The organism is Nonomuraea sp. NPDC000554 (genome assembly GCF_040300065.1).
Taxonomy (GTDB): Bacteria; Actinomycetota; Actinomycetes; order Streptosporangiales; family Streptosporangiaceae; genus Nonomuraea.
Map to the genome: position 1 here is coordinate 108,330 of NZ_JBEPDC010000014.1, position 20,025 is coordinate 128,354.

Consider the following 20,025-nt stretch of genomic DNA (forward strand, 5'->3'; position numbering starts at 1 on the left):
GACGGGGCCGGTGACTTCAAGATCATGCGACCACCCACATAACCCCGCCATAACCGTCGCCTCGTCCACCAGCCACCGCATCATCGCCATCAACTGCGGCAGACTCGGGCTCGACCAGTGGTTCTCCGTCGCCCTCGGTCAAGGCGTCGCACGGGAGCGCGACACCGGCACGCCGTGATCAGAAGGCCAGGCTCTGCCAGGTGCCGACCTCGGCCGCGGTCAGGGATCGGGCGAAGATGGCCATGCGGTCCACGGCGCCGGTGAGCCGCTGCCCGCCGCCCTGGTCGGCGCCGAACTGCAGCGGCCTGGCGGCGCATCCGACGATGCCGTCCGCGGTGACCCGGCCGCCTCCCGCCCGCTGCCCGTCGACGTAGACGGTCACCGTGCCGTCACGCTGCATCGTCACCACGACGTCGAGGTAGCGGCTGGTCGGCAGCACCGCGTCGGTCGTGATGTTGAGCCCTCCGCCGATGAACCGTACGTTGTTCGACGGGGTGAGGTCGATCAGCACGCCCTCGGTCCCGGGGTCGCCCGACCGCTGGGAGTCGAAGAGCCGTCGGTATCCGCCGGTGGTGCCCACCTTGACCTCGGCCGCGAACGTCGCTTCGCGCAGGAAGCCGAGCGTTGTCGGTGCCGTCTTGAGATAGGTGGCGCCGTTGAGCACCAGGCCGCCGTCGGCGTCGTAGGCGGCCGTTCCGACGACGGCCGCGTCCCTGCCGTTGCCTGACACATCGGCGACAGCCGTACCGGATGCCGGATCCCAGGCCACGATGGGTCTGTTCGCGGCGGGGACCGCGCAGGGAGCGACGGCCAGTGTCGTGCTGCCGGACGCCGACCAGCCGTCCCCCGCAAGCACGCCGGTGATCCGCGCGCTGCGGTTTCCGTCGGCCGGGCCCGCCGTGACGATGAAGGTCGCGGTCCCGGTACGGCCCGGCGGTACGGCAGGCACGAAACGGGACCGGGGCTCGGCCGTCCATCCCTGCGGAAGCCGTGGCTCCAGTTCGGCCGCGGGCACGGCGCGGCGGCCGGTGGCGGTCACGGTGACCTCGACGGGGAACGAGTCGCCGGGCCCGGTCTCGGCGGGGGCCTTGACCGTCACCCGCACCTCGCCCACGGCGCGGTAGGTGCGCCCCTGCTGCGCGGTGAACGTGATCGTGGAACCGTCGCGGGTGTGCGGCACCTGGCGACCCCACGCGTCCACCAGACGGTAGCGGGCGCCGAAGATCTGGTTGTGGACGGTCAGCGGGCCGTCGGCGCCGGCGTGCAGGACGACCTCGGAGGTGGCGCCGTCCTTCCAGGTGGCGTCCACGGTCACGTTGCCGCGGGCGCGCAGCCCGGAGACGGAGCCGGTCGGCCAGGACGACGGGAGTGCGGGCAGTACGTCGATCGTCGAGTGCTGGCTCTGCAGCAGCATCTCCGCGATGCCGGAGGTGGCGCCGAAGTTGCCGTCGATCTGGAACGGCGGGTGGGTGTCCCACAGGTTCTCCAGCGTGGAGAACTTGAGCTGCTCGCCCAGCATCTTGTGCGCGTGGTCGCCGTCCAGCAGGCGCGCCCAGAAGTTGATCTTCCAGGCCTTGCTCCAGCCGGTGCCGCCGTCGCCGCGCGCGGCCAGCGACACCTTGGCCGCCTCGGCCTCCCGTGACCCGGCGACCAACTGCCGTCCTGGGTGGAGTGCGAACAGGTGCGAGACGTGCCGGTGATCGTCGGTCTTGGAATCCCAGTCGGACTTCCATTCCTGGAGTTGGCCCCACGAGCCGACGCGCAGCCCGGGGTCGAGCTTCTGGAGCGCCTTCCGTATCTCGGGTTCGTCGGTTCCCAGCGCCTTGGCCGCCTCGAGCACGTTCGTGAACAGGTCGAAGACGATCTGCTGTGACATCGACGCGCCGGCCGAGAAGTCGCCGTGCTCGGGAGAGTAGCTCGGCGAGACGACCAGTAGGCCGTCACGCGGGTCGGTGTGCAGGTTGTCGACCCAGAACTCGGCCGCCGCCTTCATCACCGGGTAGGCCGTCTCGCGCAGGTAGGCCAGGTCGCCGCTGAAGCGGTAGTGGTCGTACAGCTGCTGCGTCACCCACGCGGCGGCCTCGGGGAACCAGAACGCGGTCGCCCAGTCGTGCACGCCGGTGAAGCCGAACGGGTTGGTCTCGTTGTGCACCACCCAGCCGCGAGAGCCGAACATCTCCTGGGCGGTCCGCCGGCCAGGCGCGACCATCGCCCGGATGTAGTCGTCGTAGGGGCGGGTCGTCTCGGCGAGGTTGGTCTGCTCGGCGAGCCAATAGTTCATCTGCAGGTTGATGTTGACGTGATAGTCGGCCGACCACGGCGGGCTGGTCGAGTTGTTCCACACGCCCTGCAGGTTGGCCGGCAGCGATCCCTCGCGGGACGAGGCGATCAGCAGGTAGCGGCCGTAGGCGAAGAACATCGCCTCCAGTGCCCGGTCGTCGGGGGAGGATCCGCCGGTGTACGCGGCGCGCAGCCGGTCGGTCGGGATCGTCGGCGTCTTCTGCCCGATGTCGAGCTTGACCCGGTCGAACAGCTTCCGGTAGTCGGCCAGGTGCTCCGACAGTTGCTCGTCGAAGCTCCGCCCGGCGGCCCTGTCGACTGCGGCGGTGACCTTGTCATGCGGGTCCGCGCCCCGGTAGGCGGGGTAGGCGTCGGCGTAGTCGGTGCCCGCCGACAGTACGAACATCGCGCTGTCGGCGCCGGTGACGGTGATCCGGTCGGTTCCGTCGGTACGGCTACCGCCCTGCGTGACCACCTGGACCTGCGACTCGAACCTCATGCCGTTGTCGGTCAGAACGCCGCGAACGGTCAGCCTGCCATCGCGGACCGTCACCTGCTTGTCGTCGCGCGGCGAGGAGGTGCGGAGCGTGAAGGACACCTTGCCGGCCTGGTCGGCCGAGATGCGGCCGACGATGACGTTGCCGGGGTGGCTGGCAAAGTATTCACGTGAGTAGGTGACACCGTCGGCGGTGTAGCCGACTCTGGCGACCGCCTCACGCAGGCTCAGTTCCCTGCGGTAGCCGGTGGCGTTCGTGTGGCCCGTGTCGAGCCACAGGTCGCCGAAGGTCTGGTAGGCGCCGAATCCGCTCTTGGGCTGGCCGAGCTTCTTCGCGACCTCGTCGGGCGACATCCTGCCGTCACGGTCGATCCGCTGCTGCACCTCGGCGATCGCGTGGGGTCTCGGGCTGGTCCAGTTGCCGAAGTTGTAGCTGCTCTTGGAGCCGGGGCCGCCGGTCCAGAGCGTCTTCTCGTTGAACTGGACCTGCTCGGTCGCGACGCCGCCGAACACCTTCGCGCCCAGCGCGCCGCTGCCGATCGGCAGCGCCTGGGTCTCCCAGTTCGTGGCCGGCTTGTCGTACCAGAGCGTCAAGTCATCGGGTGTCTGGCTGGTGTGGGCTGACGCGGGGTTTCCTACTAGCAGGCCGGTAGTCAGGGGTAGCGCGGAGAGTAACGCGATGCTGAGGCGCCGCCGTGACGAGAGGAACAAGGATACCTCCGAGGATGGAGCGAGCTGCATCACTTGTTAACACTCGAAAGCGGGTCACAGCAAGGGTTCTCATCCGATGTTTTGGGGGCGCGATGACAAGGATGTGGACACATGGCTTGGTCGCCTCCTCCGACGTCAGAGGTCGAGACATCCGATGTGTGACGACGTACCGGCATCGGGTCGTCAGCTCGGTCCTGGCGCAACCGCTGTATCCCCTCCCGACAGCTCTACTTCGCCACAGCCCGTCCAACCGACCACGCCGACATCGTCGTGTACAACGATCAGCTCCAACGGCCGACCTGGGAAGTCCGACCACACTCATCGATACACAGGATTCGACAATTGCTCACGGCCGGGCGGCGGAGATGGCCGCCGGCATGGCCAGGATGACGTGCCGGTGACGGCGCCGTTGGCGCGCGCCCGTCCCGACAATGACGAGCCCGCCCCAGAGGGGCCCGAGGCGCCCTCATAGGGGTTCTTCCGGTGTCACGCGGCGTGAGAAGGCTTGTTCTATCGGGGTTTCTGTTCTGGGTTCGGGCGGTGGGAATCCGGTGCGGTGTCGGCGGGAAGTGGTTCGCGGTGGTCGGCGCGCAGGCCGTCGAGGGAGATGCGCAACAGCCTGTTCCACATCTGTGGGCGGCACTCGGCGGTGATCTGGACGGCGTGGCCCAGTGAGACCAGAAGAAGCAGCAGGTCATCAGTGGTCACGCCAGGGCGCAGCAGGCCCTTGGCGTCGGCGCGGGCGCACAGTTGCTCGATGACGAGACGAAGCTGATGGATGCCCTCTAGATCGGGGACCGACCAGGTCAGCGCGAAGTTCTCCATGATCGCGCGGTGGCGGGCGTAGCCGGTCAGGGCCTGCTGGTAGAAGTCGGTCAGTGCCGCCCAGGGGTCCTCGGCATCGATCGCCGCCTGGCGTGCCGATTCCGCCCATTTCGAGAAGTCCCTGCGCAGGACCGTATGAACGAGATCTTCTTTCTTCGGGAAATGCCGGTAGAGGGTGCCCATGCCCACCCCGCTGCGGCGGGCGATCTCGCGTACGTCCACCGCGGCGCCCTGCTCGGCCAGCACTTCGGCGGCGGCCTCGACAATCGCGTCCCGGTTACGGATCGCATCCGCGCGCGGCGTGCGGCGTCGGGTGATGCTCTCCGGTTCAGCCACTGCCATGCGGCCGAGCATACCTCCTTATGCGGAGCGCATGCTCCGCTCTGTGCTACTTTCAGGAGCAAGTGCTCCGGATAGCGAAGGGGATGCCATGTCCGACTCGTCCACGACCACCGCAACCGAGGCCAAGACTCCTGCCTTCGGCAGTTGGAACGATCGGATCATCGCCGAGTTCCGAGCGAACGCCGGGTACGTGTCTTGGAGCAGCGAAGAGGATTTCGCCGCGGGCCGACCCATCCCGCCCCGGATTCCCGGGTTCGACGAGCAGGGCATGCCGCTCATCTTGGTGCACCACACCGGGGCCAAGACCGGGCGCGAGCGGATCAGCCCGTTGTTCTACCAGCCGGTCGGCGATGGCTGGGCCATCTTCGGAACCCACGGCGGCAGTCCGCATCATCCGGTCTGGTACCACAATCTCATGGCGAATCCGCGGGCCACAGTCGAGGTGGGCACGGAAAGAGTGCCGGTCGTGGCTCGGCTCGCGGAGGGAGCGGAGCGCGAGCGGATCTGGGCGAAAGAGGTAGCGCTCGTCCCGAAGTTCGCCGAGTTCGAGGCAGCCGCAGGCAGGCAGATCCCCGTCGTCGTGCTGGAGCGTGTCCACGGACACCCTTCACCCCACCCCTCCCCGAGAAATGACTCCACGGCCTGATGAACCAACCGTGCGCCTGCCGATAACGTCATCCGCCGATGTCGGCCGACGAACAAGCCTTCGTCCTGACCCGGTCCTGGTCCCACCTCAACCTCGGCGATGCCGACGACTGCGCCACCACCGAGCGGCCGATCCCCTACGGGTTGCTGATCGCGATCTACACGGTGGCCGCGCACGGCTCGCGTCGCACCCGGGCGTGGGCGAGCCGGAAGCGGGCGGTGTGGTACTGGACGGCCACCTTCCCGTTGCCGGTCCGGCACGGCGAGCCGGCGCCGTGCGACACCTCGCCTCCGGGATCCGGACCGCCCTCCACGCCTCCCGGCGCGTGCAAACATGCATCACGGTGACCGCGTTGAACAGCAGACGCGGCGTAGCGATGAGAGCATGCACCCCGATGGCGACCGTGTCCGGGCGGCGTCCGCCGCAGCGCGTCAGTCTTCGAGATCACCGAGCCAGCGCAGGGCGCTCAGCCCGGGCATGAAGCAGTACTCGCCGCCGCGCGTGACGACGAAGCGCGGCAGCGGGTGCAGGCGCCGTCGTACCGGCCGCCGGGGGATCGTGAACTCGCCGGTGCCGTCGCCGGCCCCGACTATCGGATCTCTGGCGTCCCCGGCGCCGAAGAAGACGCCGTCGTTCATCCATTCGGACTGGACGAACTCGAACTGCCGCCCGAGGTGCGCTCCGATGAAGGTGAACATCAGCCCGCGGTCGGCCCCGTCGTCCTCCAGGACCCCCTCGGGCAGCGGCGGGCCGTACACAGTGGCGCGCCTGATCATCCGGTGCAGCCTCGGCGCCCCCGCGACCGCGGCGTCGCGAGGGTTGGCCCGGCGGATGTGGCAGCCGGGAGGGGTCGTGAACCCCGCCGGGTCGTCGCGCTCGTAGAGGAAACGGTTGTTCCGGCGTGGGTCGGCGCCGAGGACGGGGTCGTCGCGCAGCGGGCTGAGCGCCAATGGAGCGCCGCTGCGCCAGCGTCCCATGATCTTGGCCGCGAGCAGTTCCTCGTCTTCGGGGCCGGTGGAGTTGTCCTTCAGATGCTGCCGGAAGGCGGCGACACGTTGGTGGAGTTTGCGGAAGGCCACGTAGGTGCCGTTGCGTCCCAGAATGTCGGGCTGCGGGGTCTGGACACCGCCGAGCTCGTCGCGGTAGCCCAGCACGAACTCGCCTGCCTTGAGCGGCGCCTCCAGCGGGTTTGACCCGGCGATGCCACTGCCTTCGACGGCCGGGTGGCTGATGCCGTCACGGTAGCCGAAGGGCTCGGTCTCGGTCGGCAGTGTGTAGCAGTCCTGCCGCCAGATCGGGACCACACCGGACAGGCGCCGGAACGCAGGTCGGGCGCGATCGACGGCCGCTTCGAGCTGGGCGCTGTCCGGCGCGAGCGCCACCAGCACCACGTGGACGTCGGGCGTGCCCAGCGGCGGTTCCCAGTTCTCGGGGCCGCTCTCGCCGGTGTCGCCCAGCGCGTTCGCCCGTGGGGCCATTCCCTGCCGGAACTCCCAGGCGAACGTGTCAAGCGACTCCTGCGGCACGCCCAGGGCCCTGAGGCCCTGACAGGTGAGCGCGATGCTCACCCAGGTCTCGCCCAGAGGACTCATCGAGTCGGTGGCCGCGGTCACCACCTCGCTCGCGCGCCGCATGAGCTCCCGCCCGTGCGCGCGGTCGTCGATCCGGAACAGGATGTAGGTCGCCGCGTACGGGGTCGGCCGAAGGCTGAGAACCCCGCGCTGGATGTCGTCGAGTTCGAGCGCGGCATGGATTTGCTCGGTCACGGATAACCACCTCCCCGCGGCACTACTTGGACGAGACGACGTTTCTCCAGAAGTTGCGCAGACTCTCGTCTCCGCCGAACAGCGAGCTGAAGATCGTGGAGTCCGCCAGGAGTACGTCGCCGCCCCGGTCGCCGGTCGGAGGCATCCACAGGAACATGTTGAACTCGGTGTTTCCGGCCTCGGTGAACGGGTGCGGCTTGGACAGGTCGATCGGCTGCCTGCCCAGCACGTGGATGGCGTTCGGGTCGTCCGTCGTCAGGGCGTAGTGCGGCAGGTGCATGTGGAAGTTGAAGGTCGTCACCCCTTCCAGCCATCCCTTGGTGTCCAGATCCCGGGCGATGGACAGCGGGGCGATCTTGCCCGGGCCCTGTGTCGCGGGGCGCAGCCCGTAGCGGTTCTCCACCGGCACGCCGAGCCCCTGCATCAAGGAGCGGGTGTACCTGCCGAACTGCTGCTGGCGTGGGACCAGAGGGTCGCCGTGATGGTGGTACTCCATGTCGCGCACGGCGAGGTCGTCAGAGGCCCCGACGTCGTGGTGCGGCCCCAGGACCAGGCAGGTTCCTTCCCGGCCGACGAACTGCCGCAACGCCTCGATCTCCTCGGGCGCGGCCTCCTGCCCGGTGATCAGGTGATCCAGCCCGAACACGAACAAGGTGTCGGTGTCGGCCAGCACCCGCTCGTCGAGCGGGGTGCGGAAACCGGCCTGATCGATGCGCTGGTACACGGGTACCGGGTGTCCGGTGGTCTCCTCGACGAACTGCTGGAACGGAACCCAGGCCCAGAAGAACAGCTCCAGCGTCCCGGCGATGCCCTGCTGGAACCGCATCGGGTCGGACCACTTCGGGTCCTCGTACGCGGGCCAGGCCACGCGCCGGACCTCGGTCATGGTGGAGAACCGGTTGTCGAGCTCGGCCGGGTTCCGGCCAGCCTCGGCCGGGTAGCTCCACGCGACGTAGATGCTCACGCGTCGGCGTCCGGGGGTGTACTCGCGCAGCACATGGTTCTGGTTGTAGGTACGTGCGGTCCTGAACTCACTCATCTCGTCTCCATTGACGGGGCGGCGGGCGGGCGGTGGCCCAGCCTCACTGCAGTTGGTCGAGCATCTCCGACAGGGCGCGCTTGATCCCGAGCGCTTTCTTGACCTCGTCCGAGGTGACGTGCGGATACTCGCCGTACTCGATGAAGCTCGGGCACTGGTGCTCGCGGACGAACCTGATGAACGCCTCGGGGTTGGTCTTCCAGTCCTCGGGGAACCCTTCGAGGTTCTCGAAAGCGGTGCTCACGCCCGACTTGGTGAACAGCGCGATGGCGTCTTCGGTGTACTTGTCGAAGTCGGTGTCGAAGATCCCCTGGTACATGAACCGGGTGTCGTCATCGAAGAGCACCCAGCGCAGGTAGTGCAGTTTCAGCGGTGCGAGCAGATGCGGGTCGGCTTCCAGCGCCTTGGCCAGCGCGTTGCCGTAGTCGCGGATCGCCGCCGCCCGGCCGGGCTTGACCTTGGCGATGACAGTGAACCCGTAGCAGGCCGGGGTCCTCGGAAAGACGGGACCGTATTTCCCCTGTTCGAGGTGGTCGGTCTCCTTGGGAATGACGACTGCCTGTGGCTTGATCTCCATGCTTCTCCCTCCGTCACCAGTCAGTGGGGGGAACCTGCCAGAGCAGCTAACCGGAAACTACCCCAGACCGGGATAAATGGGACGTAAGTGTGTCGGGGCCGCCGCGTCTACGCGGTGAACGACATCAGCCCGCGAGGCTGTCGACCAGGCCCTGCGGATGAGCGCCCAGCGCACCACCGACGCCTTCGGCTGACCGTGCGGAGCCGCCGCCCAGCCTGCGGACGGCGGGCGGCATGCTCAACACCCTGCACATGGCTCGTGAGGTCCCTCAGGCCGTGGACTCCGCCGACGCCGCTCTGTGACCAGGCCTGACAGCGCCGGTGGATGCGGCCGAGAGCGAACCGCGCGACTCTGCTTGATCCGGCCACCGCGGGCGGTCGGCCGCGGTAGCGGCCTTCGGCTTCGGCGGCGGCGATCCCTTCGGCGGTCAGCTCGTTCTGCAGGTCGCGCTGGAACTGCCCGACGGCGGTGATGACGTTGATGAGCAGCGCTGTCGTGGCGTCGTTGGCCGCGAGGTCGTGGAAGTTCGACAGCGGTCCCGACGAGACGCGCAGGGCGACGCCGCGGGCCTGGCACCAGTCGCGTACGGCGTGGATGTCGACCGGGCCGCGGCACAGCCGGAACCGCTCCGACACGGTCAGGATGTCCCCTGGGTGCGCAGCGGCGGCGACCTTCGCGAACGCGGGCTGCTCCAGCGTCGGGATCGTCGACGTCGTCGCCGGGCCCTCGAACAGCAGCACCCCCTCGGCGACGCCTTCGGTTCGCACCAGTAGTCCGGCCTCGGTGAGGATGTGCCGCTGCCGCAGCAGGGACTGGGTGGCGGTGGACGAGCGGGAGTAGACGATCCGCACCGGCGGCTCCTCGGATGGGGGGACGGAGCCCCCTCCTGTCTGTCGGAAAATCCTGTCGTCAATTCGAGCTCGAAAGCACCCATCCGGAGCGGCGTTTTGTGCCGCGAAGTCCTATTTTCCGGGCCGCGGGGAGCCTGGCCGGCGGGGTGTCGGGAAATCACCTAATTCCGACATCTCGGGGAGTTGGGTCACTCGTGCGGAGATGGATCGGGTTCGGGGCAGGGATGGCCGTGGCGATGAGGCTGTCCAGCTTGTCGCGGGTGTCGGTCAAGCTGCTGATCTGGGCGTTGATCCGGTCTCGCTCTGTGGCCAGTCGTTGGAGGAGTTGTGGTGTTACCTCGCCGGTCACGACGCGTGGCATCAGGCCCACGATCGATCTGCTCGGCAGGCCTGCCGCGTACAGCTGCTGGATGAGAAGCACCTGGTCGGCGGCTTCGTCCGGGTAGTTCCGTTGCCCGCTGGGGCTGCGTGCGGCGGCGAGCAGGTGCTGTTCCTCGTAGTAGCGCAGCGCATCCTGCGCTTCACTGAGTTCTTGTCATCGGCGGCCAGGGCAACATCGAACCGGCCGTTGCGTACGCGGTCGAAGTCGACGGGTCAGGATGTTCCGGGGTTCAGGATTGCATCGACGGCCATGTAGAGGGTGTCGTTCTCGGACTGCAAGATCGAGCCGTCGGCGGGGAGGGCTCGCTCCAGCGCGAGGCCGTTCAGGACGGTAAGGAGGAACTTCGCGCGCCGAGAGGTGTCGCCGGGGGCGAGAGCGCCTTCCTGTGTGAGCACCGTCAGCCAGTACTCCACGCGACGTCGCCCCTCCCGTTCGAGGGCGAAGTATGCCTCCCGCACCTGCTCAGTCGGTTCCGAGGCGATGAACTGCTCGTGGACGGTGCGGTGCGCTTCCCGTGCGCCGGCGCCGACTCCGGCGGGGGCGAGGACCTGGCGCAGGCAGTCGACAAGGCGGTCACGGGCTGGCACGTCCCGATCGTGGATCCGCTCTTCGGGGACGACGAGGTCGTACAGACGGGTGAGTACCTCGTCCTGGAGCGCGCGCTGCGTCGGGAAGTGGAAGCGGAGGGATCCCGTGCTCACTCCCGCGCGCGCGGCGACCGCTCGCACGCTGAGCTTCGCCCCGGGGTTTTCCCCGATCAACTGCATCGCCGCCAGGAGAACCTTGTCCCGGCTGCTGAGCTGCTCGTTCTGATCCGTCATCGCATGGGCCTCCGCCTCACTCGTTCACAGCACTATCACACTGTACTAGCACACTGTGATAGCTTCATCACATCCCGACTAACACAGTGTGTTAGTCGGGATGTGATGAAGCGACCCAGGGAGCATCGGCCGGATGGCCGGGGAGCGGAGGGAACGTGTTGAAGGCATGGCGGCGCAGCTGGGCGACCCGGCGGGTCAAGCAGGGCGACGGGCGTCCTCTTCGGCGGTTTCGCTGGTGGCAGTTGCCGTTAGGGCGCGCGCTGTTCCACCTCCGGCCCTCATCCGATGGCCGACGGCCGGGGACTTATGTCGTCGACGTGCGGCACTGGGGCAACCAGTCGGGCGGCGAAAGTACAGCACACCTGTATCTCGACGGTCGCCATCACGCCCAGTCCAGGATCCCCGCCGTGTTCCCTGTGGAGGGCGGCGCCATCGAGGTCGAGACGAGCAGCTTCGGGATCAAGCGCTGCCACTACGTCACCACCACGGGCGAGGAGCACCAACTTGTTCCCGACCCGAAATCGGGCGAGGGCAGACGGGCCCGTCTCGAGCGTGATCATCCGACGGTGAGCCGCATGGTCGCCGCCACCTCGGTAGTGATGCTCGTGATCGGCGTGGGGCTGAACCTCCCGCAGATCATCGGGCCGATCTCGCAGGTGCCGCCCATCGCTGAGAACCTCGGTACCTTCACTTCCCCCATCCACCTGCCGCTCTGGCTCAACATCACGCTCGCCCTCGGCGCCGCGCTGGCCAGCATGGAAAGGGCGCTGCGTCTGCGCTACCACTGGCTGCTCGACGCCGGGGGCAACTGACCGACTACCCAGGCTGCGGCTGACAGGCCGGGTCCGCACGCAGCACTCGGGCCGGTAACACCCAGGGCCCGCTCCAGCAGGCGTCGATGACACATCACCAGAGAAACGGACACGAGAATCATGAACCGCCTTCGCAGACCGTTCCAGATCATCCGCGCTGACCTGCGCGCTTACCTGCTGATCAATGCCCTCGTCTACGGGGTGCTCCTCCTGGGCATGGGCCTGGCCATGATCTTCCCCGATCTCCACGCCGCGCGGACGTCCTCGTTCGTCGACGGCGGCCAAGGGGCGCTCGTCGACACCGTGGTCGGCAGCCCCTGGGTCTTCGGCGCGACCATCTTCTTGGTCAACGTGTTCGCGACAGCGCTGCTGCTCATCGTCCTGCCGTCGCTCGTGATCCCCTTCGCGGGCCTTATAGTCTTCGTGATCAAGACGATCGACATAGGGATCATCCTGGCGCCCGTCAACCGGACATCGGCACTGATCCTCATCCCGCACTCGCTGACCATCCTCATCGAGTTCCAGGCCTACGCACTGGTGATGTTCGGCGCCTACCTGCTGGGCAGGTCCTGGCTCCGGCCGGCGACAGTGGGTGCCACCACGCGACGACAGGCCTATGTGCGCGGTCTGAGCCGACTCGGCTGGCTCTGGCCCACGGCGCTTGCGCTCTTCGTCATCGGCGCGGTCTACGAGGCCGTCGAGATCTACTTCCTCGTACCGCTGGTGCTCGGCACCTGACTGTCCCCATGGAACGCGGGAAGAATCATCTCGCGGGCGACGTCGCTCGTCTGAGGGAGAACGCTGGCGCGACCACGGTCGGGCTGTCTGCGGACGAGCGGGCCGACCTGGACGCTCTGGCCACCAGGGTGGGTGTGGCAGGTGATCGGTATGGGCAGGCGCACATGAACCTCGTCGGGCGCTGACCAGCGTCCCCTCACTCGTGGATCACACCCATCGTCTCACCGCAAGCCCAACAGCGCTGCTGGCCCTCTCCTGCGATCGAGGCTGCCGGGCTCGCCCGCCTGAGCGAGCCTGGCCGGCCGGGCGTCATCCTCGCCGGATGTTCGGCCACGGAACTCAGATCTGGTTCAGGCCGCCGTCGACGTACAGGCTCGAACCGGTGACGAAGCTGCTCTGCTCGGAGGCGAGGAAGGTCACGGCGGCGGCGATCTCCTCCGGGCGCCCGAGCCGGCCCAGGGGCACCTGTGTGGCCAGGTGCTGCTTGAGGCCGGCGGCCTGTTCCGGGTCGGGAGCGAGCCCTGACAGACCAGGGGTGTCGGTCGGGCCGGGCGTGATGGTGTTGACCCGGATGCCGCGTCCCTTGAGTTCGTTGGCCCAGGTCCGGGCGAAGGATCGGGTGGCGGCCTTGGTCGCCGCGTACACGCCGAACGCCTCCGCGCCGACGTCCACGTTGGTGGAGCCGTTCAAGATCACCGAGGCGCCGTCGTTGAGCAGGGGCAGCGCCTTTTGAACGGTGAACAGCGTGCCCCGGACGTTGATACCGAAGAGGGTGTCGAAGTGCTCCTCCGTGACCTGCTCAAGCGGCACGAATGCGGCGACGGAGGCATTGGCGAACAGTACGTCCAAGCCCCGTCCCCGGCTGCGGATCATCTCGTAGAGCCGGTCCAGGTCGGCCAGATTCGAGATGTCGCCGATCACCGCGGTAGCCGCTGAGCCGATCACTTCGACGGCCGCGTCGAGTTCGGTCTTGCGCCGGCCGGTGATGAACACGTGTGCGCCTTCGGCTGCCAGCCGTACGGCACTGGCCAGGCCGATTCCGGTGCTGCCGCCGGTGACGAGAGCGGTCTTGCCCTCAAGTAGTCCCATGTGAATATCCCCTTCCGACTTCGGCATCGATCGCTGCCGAAGTCGGACGATAGCACTTCTGCAGCGATCACTGCAGAAGGGGTAGGCTGCGGGAGTGGAGACCAACCAGAGCGGCCTCATCGGCCGACCGCGAGGATTCGACGCCGACGACGCTCTCGAGCGCGCCATGCTGGTCTTCTGGGAGCACGGCTACGAGGGGGCCAGCCTGGCCAGACTGACCGAGGCGATGGGCATCTCCGCCAAAAGCATGTACGCAGCCTTCGGCAACAAGGAAGAGCTGTTTCGCAAGGCCCTGGAGCGCTACACCGAAGGCCCGAGCGCATACCTGGCCCGGGCCCTGGAGGAGCCGACCGCCCTCGGCGTCGCCACCGCGATCCTGGCCGGCACCGTCCGAACCACCACCCACCCGGCCCATCCCCACGGGTGCCTGGGCGTCCAGGGCGCCCTGGCCGCCAGCGACTCCGGGCGTGGAGTGCGTGACCTTCTCGCCGCCTGGCGCAACAACGGCTGCTCCCGCGTCCGAGAGCGGTTCCAGCGAGCCGTCGACGACGGCGACCTGCCTCCAGATACCGATCCGGGGCTCCTGGCCCGCTATGTCACCACCTTGGCATTCGGCATCGCCGTGCAAGCCGCGAGTGGCGTCGGCCGCGATGAACTCCAGGAGATGGCCGACGCCGCCCTACGCAACTGGCCGCTCCCCTGAGAACCATCCGACGTTCGCCGTCGCGAGCAACCGCTCGCTGTAACGGCCGGGTTTCACGAAGCCCCCGTTTGCGAGAAAGCATGCCGACGGACTGAGGCCGGAAGCGATCAAGATGATCGTCGTTGTTGGGCCGGCCCGGGCGCCCTGCCGTGATCGCTCACGGTGGGTACCCGGCCCGCCCGCCGCACCCGGCGTGCGCGTCTCCACGCACCGGGCGCTCCACGTGTCGTTACCGTGGTCAGTCGCTTTAGGCGGGGAGTTCAGGGGGTTGGAATTCCGTGCCCCCGGTAGCGGTATCGGATCACCTTCACGCTGGCAGCGCCGGTGAACTCGACTCCGTCATGGGCGATTGCCGGCCAGGATGACGGCAATTCCGGCGACCAGGAAGATCAGGCCCCCCATGCCGGTCAGGACGCTGGGCAGGACGCGATAGCGCGCGGTGAAGACCCGGGCTGCCTGAGGCTGTCCGTCGAGGTAGGCGATCGGGACCTGCTGGCCGACGGTCAGCCGCAGGCCGATCCCGGCCACCTGCGGCGTGAACTCGATGTGGTGGCCGGCGTGGTCGGTGAAGGCGATGACCGGATGCTGGGTCGTGTCGTGCACGACCGCCCTGGTCACCGTGCCCCACCCGTGCACGCCGTAGCGCTGTAACCGGGAGATCAGGCGCCGCTCCCTGACCGCGAAGACCAGACACCCGAGCGCGGTGGCGACGAAGACGAAGCCAGCCACTATGGTCATCATGCCGGGAATACTACGGAAATCCGCGAAACAGCGAGCGGCGGCCGCCGTACTCGAGGCCCGGCCCCGCGGCTGGGCGCGTCTGGGAAATGGGGCGGCGTCATCATCCTCCTCGTCCAGGTCGTCGACGACCTCGTCCCACGCCGCGTTGCATCTGTTCAGCCACCGCCCATCCTCCGAAAGATCGCCAAAGGACAGGATCACGCACCCCGCCCGGCACGGCGGATGATTCGCCGCCAAGCTCAAGGAAGCTTCAGAACAAGGACGCCTGCGGTGGCCGCGATCCCGGCATCTACGCCCCTTCCTCGTCCACGCCGCCGTCGCCCTCAGGCACGTCGGGGATCTCACCGAGCTGCCGCAGCTGGCCAGCCTCGGCCACTACGCGAGACTCGGCGAAGAGACCTCCGCCGCATCACCACCGAACCGGCGCCTCGTCCGGCATCGGCGCCGAAACCGCCCGCGCGCTGGCCCGCGCCGGCGCCGAGGTGACCCTGGCAGTCCGCAGCCTGTCGCAGGACATCATCGCCGCCACAGGCAACAAGCAGATCCACATCGCCGTGCTGGACCTCGCCGACCAGGCCTCGGTGGCAGCGTTCGCCGCCGCCTGGCAGGGCCCGCTGCACATCCTGGTCAACAACGCCGGAATCATGGGGGTCCCGCTGACCTTCTCCCGACAGGGCTGAGGTTCAGTGGGGAGAGATGCCGCCCGGCCAGCCGGCCCTGGGCGGCAGAGCCCGTCCCGGCCGAACGCAGAACAGGTCAGATGGCGTTGCCTGGCTCCACCGTCGCCGTTGGCGAGGTCGCCGGCAGGCCGGACAGATCCAGGCGGCGGTCGGGCCGCAGCTGGATCTCCCCGTACGGGGTCATGTTCGAGTGGAAGATCGGGGTCAGGCCGCGCCGGTCGGCGTCGGTCAGCAGGCCCAAGCTGCCCGAACCCGCCCGGCGCTCCATCCGCCGCAGATACGCCGAGGGCGAGGTGTCCCTGGCCGACCTGGCCACCGAGTACAGCGTCGGGCGCTCCACCATCCACCGCATCATCCACGGCCCAGAAGTCTCCAGGTAGAGCGATCACACGCCGAAGCCGGACGTCACATTGCGCTCAAGATCATTCTCAGCGCCAACCGCTGTTCCTGGTTCCCCAACCCCGGATGCGGCCGAGAGCGAACCGCGCGACTCTGCTTGATCCGGCCACCGCCCCGCCGACCGACGCCTTGCCGCAGCCGACCCAGACAGCCGGGTGCAATCACGTAGGGTAAAGCTTGGTCACCCTACGATGCTTAGGTGAACCATTCCAGTCGATTGTGGCGTCGCGCGGACATTCTCTGGGAGGAGCCGGTGCTCCTGGCGCCCCTGGCGCTGACCGCCGTCGTCACCGTGGTGGCCGTTCTGACTCCGAGCCACCTCTACTTCAGCCGCTTTCTCGTGGTCGCCCTCGCTTTCGCCGCTTCGATGTGGCCGGTGGTCGAAACGGTGGCCCTCGGCCTGCTGGCCCTGGTCATCGACGTCCTGATCGCCGTAACCATCGGCCGTCCGGAGGAGTCGCACCCCCACCTGTTCACCATCGCGGTGATCGCGGGTGTGACCGCCGCGGCCGCCTCCGTCAGCCATGTGCGCCAGCAGCGGGAGGAGACCCTCGCCCAGGTCCGCTCCGTCGCCGAGACGACACAGAAGGTCCTGCTGCGCCCTATGCCCCACCGCCTCGGCCGGTTGGACATCGACGCGCTCTACCTCGCTGCCGCGGCCCAGGCCCGTGTCGGCGGTGACTTCTACGAAGCTCTGGAGACGCCCCACGGCGTCCGCCTGATCATCGGAGACGTTCGCGGCAAGGGACTCCCCGCGGTCGGCGTGGCCTCGGCGATCGTCGGATGCTTCCGGGAGGCCGCGTACGACGAGCCGGACCTGGCGCGGCTGGCCCGCCGACTGGACGTGAGCATGAACCGCTACACCACGCTGTTGTCCGGCGACGACCTGGAGTACTTCGCCACGGCCCTGCTCGCCGAGTTCCCCGACGACGGATCGGTGGTCGAAATCGTCAACTGCGGCCACCCCTCGCCGCTGCTGCTCGGCGCGGGAGCGGTCCGCGAGGTCACTCCCGCGGCTCCCTCGCCGCCCATCAACATGGGCGCCCTGCTCGGGCAGGAGTATCACATCGACCCCCTCCCCTTCGCCGCCGGCGACCAACTGCTGCTGTACACCGACGGCGTCACCGAGACCCGCGACCACACTGGCGCGTTCTTCCCGTTGACGCAGCGCGCGGGCCAGTGGGACGCGGACTCCCCTTCCCAGTTGCTCGAGCAGCTGCACAGGGACCTGGTCCATTACAGCCACGGCCGGCTCGACGACGACATCGCGGCCGTCGCCGTCCGCGCGGCGGACGACCGGCCGGGAGGCCCGTCCTCACCGGGCCGCCCGTGACGGTCGCCTTGCCGCCGGACGCGCGTAGGCCGATCAGCCCACCGAAGAGCCTGTAGGCCAATCAGACGAAACACACCTGACAAGGTCGCGCAGATAGGCGGTTGGTCAGCGTCGGCGGGGAGGTTGAGTGTCCCAGCGATCCAGGCCTTGCGGATGCGGCTGCGCACGGTGATGATCGTGTCGGCGAGGTCGAAGAACGCTTCGATGACGGTTAGGCGGCGCTCGTAGCAGCGGGCGAGCCGATGGAAGGCGTTTTGCCAGGCGTGGGTGCGCTCGATGTGCCACCGCCGGGTGGCCTGGACCGGAGCCTTCATCCCCTTCATGGCGAGCTGGCGGTGCAGGCCGCGCTTGTCGAGCAGAGTGCGAGGCTTGGTCGAGTCGTAGCCGGCATCAAGGCGCACGGTGATCTCGTCGGGAAGCGGCCCAAGTTCCTGCAGCAGATCCGGCTGATGGCCGCCCGTCATACCGGACACCGAACCAGTCCCGTAGTGGCCTGAAACCAACCGCTACCGCTCGGTTGCCCCGATACTCACTCGGTCAGGATCTTCGCCGTTGTGGTGGGTCGGTACCGTACGTTCACGACCGACGTGGGGTCGCCTTCGCAGAGCCGGTGGAGGCGGATCGGTTCACTGCCGGGGTTGTCGTACAACCGGATGCCCTCGCCGAGCAGGACCGGCGCGATGTGCAGATCGATCTCGTCGATCAGTCCCCGTTCGAGAAGCTGACGGCCGATGGTGGGCGAGAACACTTCGAGGTTCTTGCCGCCGGCCGCCTCCAGCCCGATCCGCACCGCCTCGGCCAGGTCACAGCTCAGGAACGTGACTCCGTCGGCGGGCGTCGCGTCCTCGGGGTGGTGGGTGAGCACGAAGAGCGGTCCGTTCCAGGCGCCGCCGTACACGCTGCCGGCGTTGGGGGAGTGGTCCCAACCGTCTCGGCCCCCCAGCACGGCGCCCGTGGTCTTGACGTACTCGTCGATCAGGCTCGGACGGGACGAGATCCCGGTCATCCAGTCCATCGCGTGGTTCGGCCCTGCCACGAAACCGTCCAGCGACATCGTGAAGTGCCAGAGCACCTTCCCGCCCGCGGTCTGCGGCTCGGTGTCGCTCATTCGTCGCCTCCTGCGATCTGCTTGTGATGTGCAATCGGTAGACGCACGCTAGGCCACCCGATAGTAGATTGCAACCAGATCGGCGCCCTCGGCCTCGTCCTCAACCCAGTGTCGTGGCGACGCAGCGCCACGCGGTCGGGCTCCCACATGCCGCGCAGAATCTGCTTGGACAGCGGCGGCCGATCGTAGGGGGCCGCCCCTCCTCGCCGGCCAGGGTCAACGAACCGGTGAACCCGTGCTGGCGCAGGGTTTCGGCGACGGCCAGACCCGCCACCGAAACGCCTACGACCATGATGCGGGAGAGCTGGTTCAGGGCGTGGTCAGCGTGATCGCCAGGGCCGGGCAGATGCGGGCGGCCTCGCGGACGTCCTCTTGCAGCCCGGGTTCTGGGCTGTCGTGGAGGAGCGTGACGATGCCGTCCTCGTCGCGCTGGTCGAACACGCCAGGGGCGATGAGGACGCATTGCCCCGAGCCGGCGCAGGCGTCTTGATCGACGATGACTTTCATACGCTTTCTCCTTCTGTGATCTACCAGGTGACGGGCAGTTCGCGAACTCCGTAGAAGACGGCGTGGTCCTTGAAGGTCAGGTGTTGCAGCGGTACGGCCAGGGCCAGCGTGGGGATGCGCCGGTAGAGGGTGCCGTAGACAACCTGCAGTTCTACTCGGGCCAGTGGCTGGCCCAGACACTGGTGGGCGCCGTAGCCGAAGGCGACGTGGTGACGGGCCCTGCGGTGGACGTCGAGGGCGTCGGGGTCGGGGAAGGCCGACCGGTCCCGGTTGGCGATGCTCTTGACGACGATGATGCCTTCGCCCTTGCGGATCAGCCGGCCGCCGATCTCGAGATCCTCCCGCGCGACACGGCGGGCCTCGGTGTGGGTGATGGACAGGTAGCGCAGGAGTTCTTCGACGGCGTTGGCCACCACGGCGGGGTCGCCGTCACGGACCGCCCTGAGCTGGTCCGGGTGCGCCAGCAACGCGGCCGTGCCCAGCGCGATCATGTTCGCGGTGGTGTCGTGCCCGGCCACCAGCAGGAGCTGACCCATCGTGGAGATCTCCCGCCGGGTCATCGCGCCGCTCCGATACTGCTCGACGGCCAGCCTGCTGAGGACGTCGTCGCCCGGGTCTGCGTTCTTCCGGTCCACCAGGTCATCCAGGTAGACGTTGAGCTCCTCGCTGGCGGCCATGGCCTGGGTGGGATCGCCCTCGTCCATGACGAGCGCGCCCGCCACGCGCTGGAAGAAGGCGCGGTCGGCGTAGGGCACTCCCAGCAACTCGCAGATCACCAGCGTGGGGACCGGTAGCGCGATCGCCTCTACCAGGTCGACCAGCTTCGGGCCGGCGAGCATCTCGTCGATGAGATCATCGACGATCTGCTGGATCCTGGGCCTCAGCGCCTCCATTTTTTTGATCATGAAGTCCGCGGTCAGGAGCCGCCGCTGTGCGGTGTGCTCCGGCGGATCCATCTGCATCAGCGTCTTCATCTGCGCGTCGCGTTCCTTGCTCACCGCGTTGGTATGCGGGAAGCCAGGTTGTGCGACGTCGACGCTGATGCGCGGATCGGCGAGCACCGCGCGAGCGTCCGCGTAACGGGTGACCATCCACGGCGTGCTGCCGTCCCACAGTCTCACTCGCGAGATCGGCGCTTCTTCGAGCCGGCGGCCCAGCTCCGGTGCCGGATCAAACGGG

General features: G+C 68.1%; 21 protein-coding genes and 2 pseudogenes. 7 read left to right on the plus strand and 16 right to left on the minus strand.

All coding sequences use genetic code 11. The features are described from left to right. Window positions 1–10 precede the first annotated feature (10 nt). Window positions 11–178 (plus strand): hypothetical protein, encoded by a 168-nt coding sequence (locus ABT294_RS25855; RefSeq protein ID WP_350808831.1) that lies wholly within the window; start codon window positions 11–13, stop codon window positions 176–178. On the opposite strand, the gene ABT294_RS25860 is transcribed toward ABT294_RS25855, so the two are convergent. Together ABT294_RS25860 and ABT294_RS25865 are read right to left on the minus strand one after the other, a co-directional pair. Beyond that, complete coding sequence (locus ABT294_RS25860; protein WP_350808832.1) at window positions 179–3,370, minus strand: glycosyl hydrolase family 95 catalytic domain-containing protein; 3,192 nt, start codon at window positions 3,368–3,370, stop codon at window positions 179–181. Between the two features lie 627 nt (window positions 3,371–3,997). Continuing rightward, window positions 3,998–4,654 (minus strand): TetR/AcrR family transcriptional regulator, encoded by a 657-nt coding sequence (locus ABT294_RS25865; protein WP_350808833.1) that lies wholly within the window; start codon window positions 4,652–4,654, stop codon window positions 3,998–4,000. A gap of 88 nt (window positions 4,655–4,742) precedes the next feature. On the opposite strand from ABT294_RS25865, the gene ABT294_RS25870 reads away from it, so the two are divergent. Further along, the gene (locus ABT294_RS25870; RefSeq protein ID WP_350808834.1) at window positions 4,743–5,300 is read left to right on the plus strand and encodes a nitroreductase family deazaflavin-dependent oxidoreductase; all 558 of its coding nucleotides are present in this window, start codon (window positions 4,743–4,745) and stop codon (window positions 5,298–5,300) included. Between the two features lie 157 nt (window positions 5,301–5,457). On the opposite strand, the gene ABT294_RS50865 is transcribed toward ABT294_RS25870, so the two are convergent. The 7 genes and pseudogenes from ABT294_RS50865 to ABT294_RS25905 form a co-directional block, all read right to left on the minus strand. Then, a complete protein-coding gene (locus tag ABT294_RS50865) occupies window positions 5,458–5,748 on the minus strand; it encodes a zinc finger domain-containing protein (protein WP_502912123.1) in 291 nt (96 codons plus the stop codon). After that, window positions 5,732–7,066, minus strand: coding sequence for a Dyp-type peroxidase (locus ABT294_RS25880; protein ID WP_350808836.1), 1,335 nt, complete (start codon window positions 7,064–7,066; stop codon window positions 5,732–5,734). The genes ABT294_RS50865 and ABT294_RS25880 overlap by 17 nt, the downstream gene beginning before the upstream one ends. Window positions 7,067–7,088: 22 nt before the next feature. Then, complete coding sequence (locus ABT294_RS25885) at window positions 7,089–8,105, minus strand: hypothetical protein (protein WP_350808837.1); 1,017 nt, start codon at window positions 8,103–8,105, stop codon at window positions 7,089–7,091. A gap of 43 nt (window positions 8,106–8,148) precedes the next feature. Then, window positions 8,149–8,682: a hypothetical protein gene (locus ABT294_RS25890; protein ID WP_350808838.1), complete on the minus strand. Its 534-nt coding sequence runs from the start codon at window positions 8,680–8,682 to the stop codon at window positions 8,149–8,151. A 107-nt stretch (window positions 8,683–8,789) separates the two neighbouring features. Continuing rightward, entirely contained in the window at window positions 8,790–9,533 is a 744-nt protein-coding gene (locus ABT294_RS25895) for a recombinase family protein (RefSeq protein ID WP_350808839.1), read from the minus strand. A 157-nt stretch (window positions 9,534–9,690) separates the two neighbouring features. Next, window positions 9,691–10,044, minus strand: a pseudogene (locus ABT294_RS25900) (MerR family transcriptional regulator); the annotation flags it as partial. A gap of 83 nt (window positions 10,045–10,127) precedes the next feature. Further along, window positions 10,128–10,736 (minus strand): TetR/AcrR family transcriptional regulator, encoded by a 609-nt coding sequence (locus tag ABT294_RS25905; RefSeq protein ID WP_350808840.1) that lies wholly within the window; start codon window positions 10,734–10,736, stop codon window positions 10,128–10,130. Window positions 10,737–10,891: 155 nt separating this feature from the next. On the opposite strand from ABT294_RS25905, the gene ABT294_RS25910 reads away from it, so the two are divergent. Together ABT294_RS25910 and ABT294_RS25915 are read left to right on the plus strand one after the other, a co-directional pair. Then, window positions 10,892–11,548 (plus strand): hypothetical protein, encoded by a 657-nt coding sequence (locus tag ABT294_RS25910; RefSeq protein ID WP_350808841.1) that lies wholly within the window; start codon window positions 10,892–10,894, stop codon window positions 11,546–11,548. Window positions 11,549–11,668: 120 nt separating this feature from the next. Beyond that, window positions 11,669–12,286 carry a stage II sporulation protein M gene (locus ABT294_RS25915; RefSeq protein WP_350808842.1) on the plus strand — a complete coding sequence of 206 codons (618 nt, stop codon included), beginning with the start codon at window positions 11,669–11,671 and terminating at the stop codon, window positions 12,284–12,286. Between the two features lie 339 nt (window positions 12,287–12,625). Here the strand turns inward: ABT294_RS25915 and ABT294_RS25920 are convergent, their stop codons facing one another. Continuing rightward, window positions 12,626–13,375 carry an SDR family oxidoreductase gene (locus ABT294_RS25920; protein ID WP_350808843.1) on the minus strand — a complete coding sequence of 250 codons (750 nt, stop codon included), beginning with the start codon at window positions 13,373–13,375 and terminating at the stop codon, window positions 12,626–12,628. Window positions 13,376–13,469: 94 nt separating this feature from the next. Between ABT294_RS25920 and ABT294_RS25925 the strand changes: the two genes are divergently transcribed. After that, entirely contained in the window at window positions 13,470–14,078 is a 609-nt protein-coding gene (locus tag ABT294_RS25925) for a TetR/AcrR family transcriptional regulator (RefSeq protein ID WP_350808844.1), read from the plus strand. A gap of 339 nt (window positions 14,079–14,417) precedes the next feature. Here ABT294_RS25925 and ABT294_RS25930 read toward each other — a convergent pair whose 3' ends face one another. Beyond that, complete coding sequence (locus tag ABT294_RS25930) at window positions 14,418–14,819, minus strand: DUF3592 domain-containing protein (protein WP_350808845.1); 402 nt, start codon at window positions 14,817–14,819, stop codon at window positions 14,418–14,420. Window positions 14,820–14,905: 86 nt separating this feature from the next. Here ABT294_RS25930 and ABT294_RS25935 point away from each other — a divergent pair, with 86 nt between their 5' ends. Next, complete coding sequence (locus ABT294_RS25935; protein ID WP_350808846.1) at window positions 14,906–15,499, plus strand: SDR family NAD(P)-dependent oxidoreductase; 594 nt, start codon at window positions 14,906–14,908, stop codon at window positions 15,497–15,499. Between the two features lie 76 nt (window positions 15,500–15,575). On the opposite strand, the gene ABT294_RS25940 is transcribed toward ABT294_RS25935, so the two are convergent. Then, window positions 15,576–15,842: a hypothetical protein gene (locus ABT294_RS25940; RefSeq protein ID WP_350808847.1), complete on the minus strand. Its 267-nt coding sequence runs from the start codon at window positions 15,840–15,842 to the stop codon at window positions 15,576–15,578. A 309-nt stretch (window positions 15,843–16,151) separates the two neighbouring features. On the opposite strand from ABT294_RS25940, the gene ABT294_RS25945 reads away from it, so the two are divergent. After that, on the plus strand, window positions 16,152–17,231 hold the full coding sequence (locus ABT294_RS25945) for a PP2C family protein-serine/threonine phosphatase (RefSeq protein WP_350808848.1): 1,080 nt from the start codon (window positions 16,152–16,154) through the stop codon (window positions 17,229–17,231). A gap of 105 nt (window positions 17,232–17,336) precedes the next feature. On the opposite strand, the pseudogene ABT294_RS25950 reads toward ABT294_RS25945, so the two are convergent. From ABT294_RS25950 to ABT294_RS25965, 4 genes and pseudogenes are all read right to left on the minus strand, one after another. Next, a pseudogene (locus ABT294_RS25950) lies at window positions 17,337–17,674 on the minus strand (transposase family protein); the annotation flags it as partial. A gap of 86 nt (window positions 17,675–17,760) precedes the next feature. After that, window positions 17,761–18,339, minus strand: a complete 579-nt coding sequence (locus tag ABT294_RS25955) for a dihydrofolate reductase family protein (protein WP_350808849.1) — start codon at window positions 18,337–18,339, stop codon at window positions 17,761–17,763. A 309-nt stretch (window positions 18,340–18,648) separates the two neighbouring features. Then, window positions 18,649–18,846 carry a ferredoxin gene (locus ABT294_RS25960; protein WP_350808850.1) on the minus strand — a complete coding sequence of 66 codons (198 nt, stop codon included), beginning with the start codon at window positions 18,844–18,846 and terminating at the stop codon, window positions 18,649–18,651. A gap of 20 nt (window positions 18,847–18,866) precedes the next feature. After that, window positions 18,867–19,967 carry a cytochrome P450 gene (locus ABT294_RS25965; RefSeq protein ID WP_350808851.1) on the minus strand — a complete coding sequence of 367 codons (1,101 nt, stop codon included), beginning with the start codon at window positions 19,965–19,967 and terminating at the stop codon, window positions 18,867–18,869. Window positions 19,968–20,025: the final 58 nt, after the last annotated feature.

Coding starts and splice junctions, on each gene's coding strand:
- ABT294_RS25915 (WP_350808842.1), top strand. CDS start 11,669: ATGAACCGCCTTCGCAGACCGTTCCAGATCATCCGCGCTGACCTGCGC.
- ABT294_RS25865 (WP_350808833.1), bottom strand. CDS start 4,654: ATGGCAGTGGCTGAACCGGAGAGCATCACCCGACGCCGCACGCCGCGC.
- ABT294_RS25870 (WP_350808834.1), top strand. CDS start 4,743: ATGTCCGACTCGTCCACGACCACCGCAACCGAGGCCAAGACTCCTGCC.
- ABT294_RS25940 (WP_350808847.1), bottom strand. CDS start 15,842: ATGGTGGAGCGCCCGACGCTGTACTCGGTGGCCAGGTCGGCCAGGGAC.
- ABT294_RS25920 (WP_350808843.1), bottom strand. CDS start 13,375: ATGGGACTACTTGAGGGCAAGACCGCTCTCGTCACCGGCGGCAGCACC.
- ABT294_RS25885 (WP_350808837.1), bottom strand. CDS start 8,105: ATGAGTGAGTTCAGGACCGCACGTACCTACAACCAGAACCATGTGCTG.
- ABT294_RS25955 (WP_350808849.1), bottom strand. CDS start 18,339: ATGAGCGACACCGAGCCGCAGACCGCGGGCGGGAAGGTGCTCTGGCAC.
- ABT294_RS25890 (WP_350808838.1), bottom strand. CDS start 8,682: ATGGAGATCAAGCCACAGGCAGTCGTCATTCCCAAGGAGACCGACCAC.
- ABT294_RS25930 (WP_350808845.1), bottom strand. CDS start 14,819: ATGATGACCATAGTGGCTGGCTTCGTCTTCGTCGCCACCGCGCTCGGG.
- ABT294_RS25905 (WP_350808840.1), bottom strand. CDS start 10,736: ATGACGGATCAGAACGAGCAGCTCAGCAGCCGGGACAAGGTTCTCCTG.
- ABT294_RS25935 (WP_350808846.1), top strand. CDS start 14,906: ATGGGGCGGCGTCATCATCCTCCTCGTCCAGGTCGTCGACGACCTCGT.
- ABT294_RS25960 (WP_350808850.1), bottom strand. CDS start 18,846: ATGAAAGTCATCGTCGATCAAGACGCCTGCGCCGGCTCGGGGCAATGC.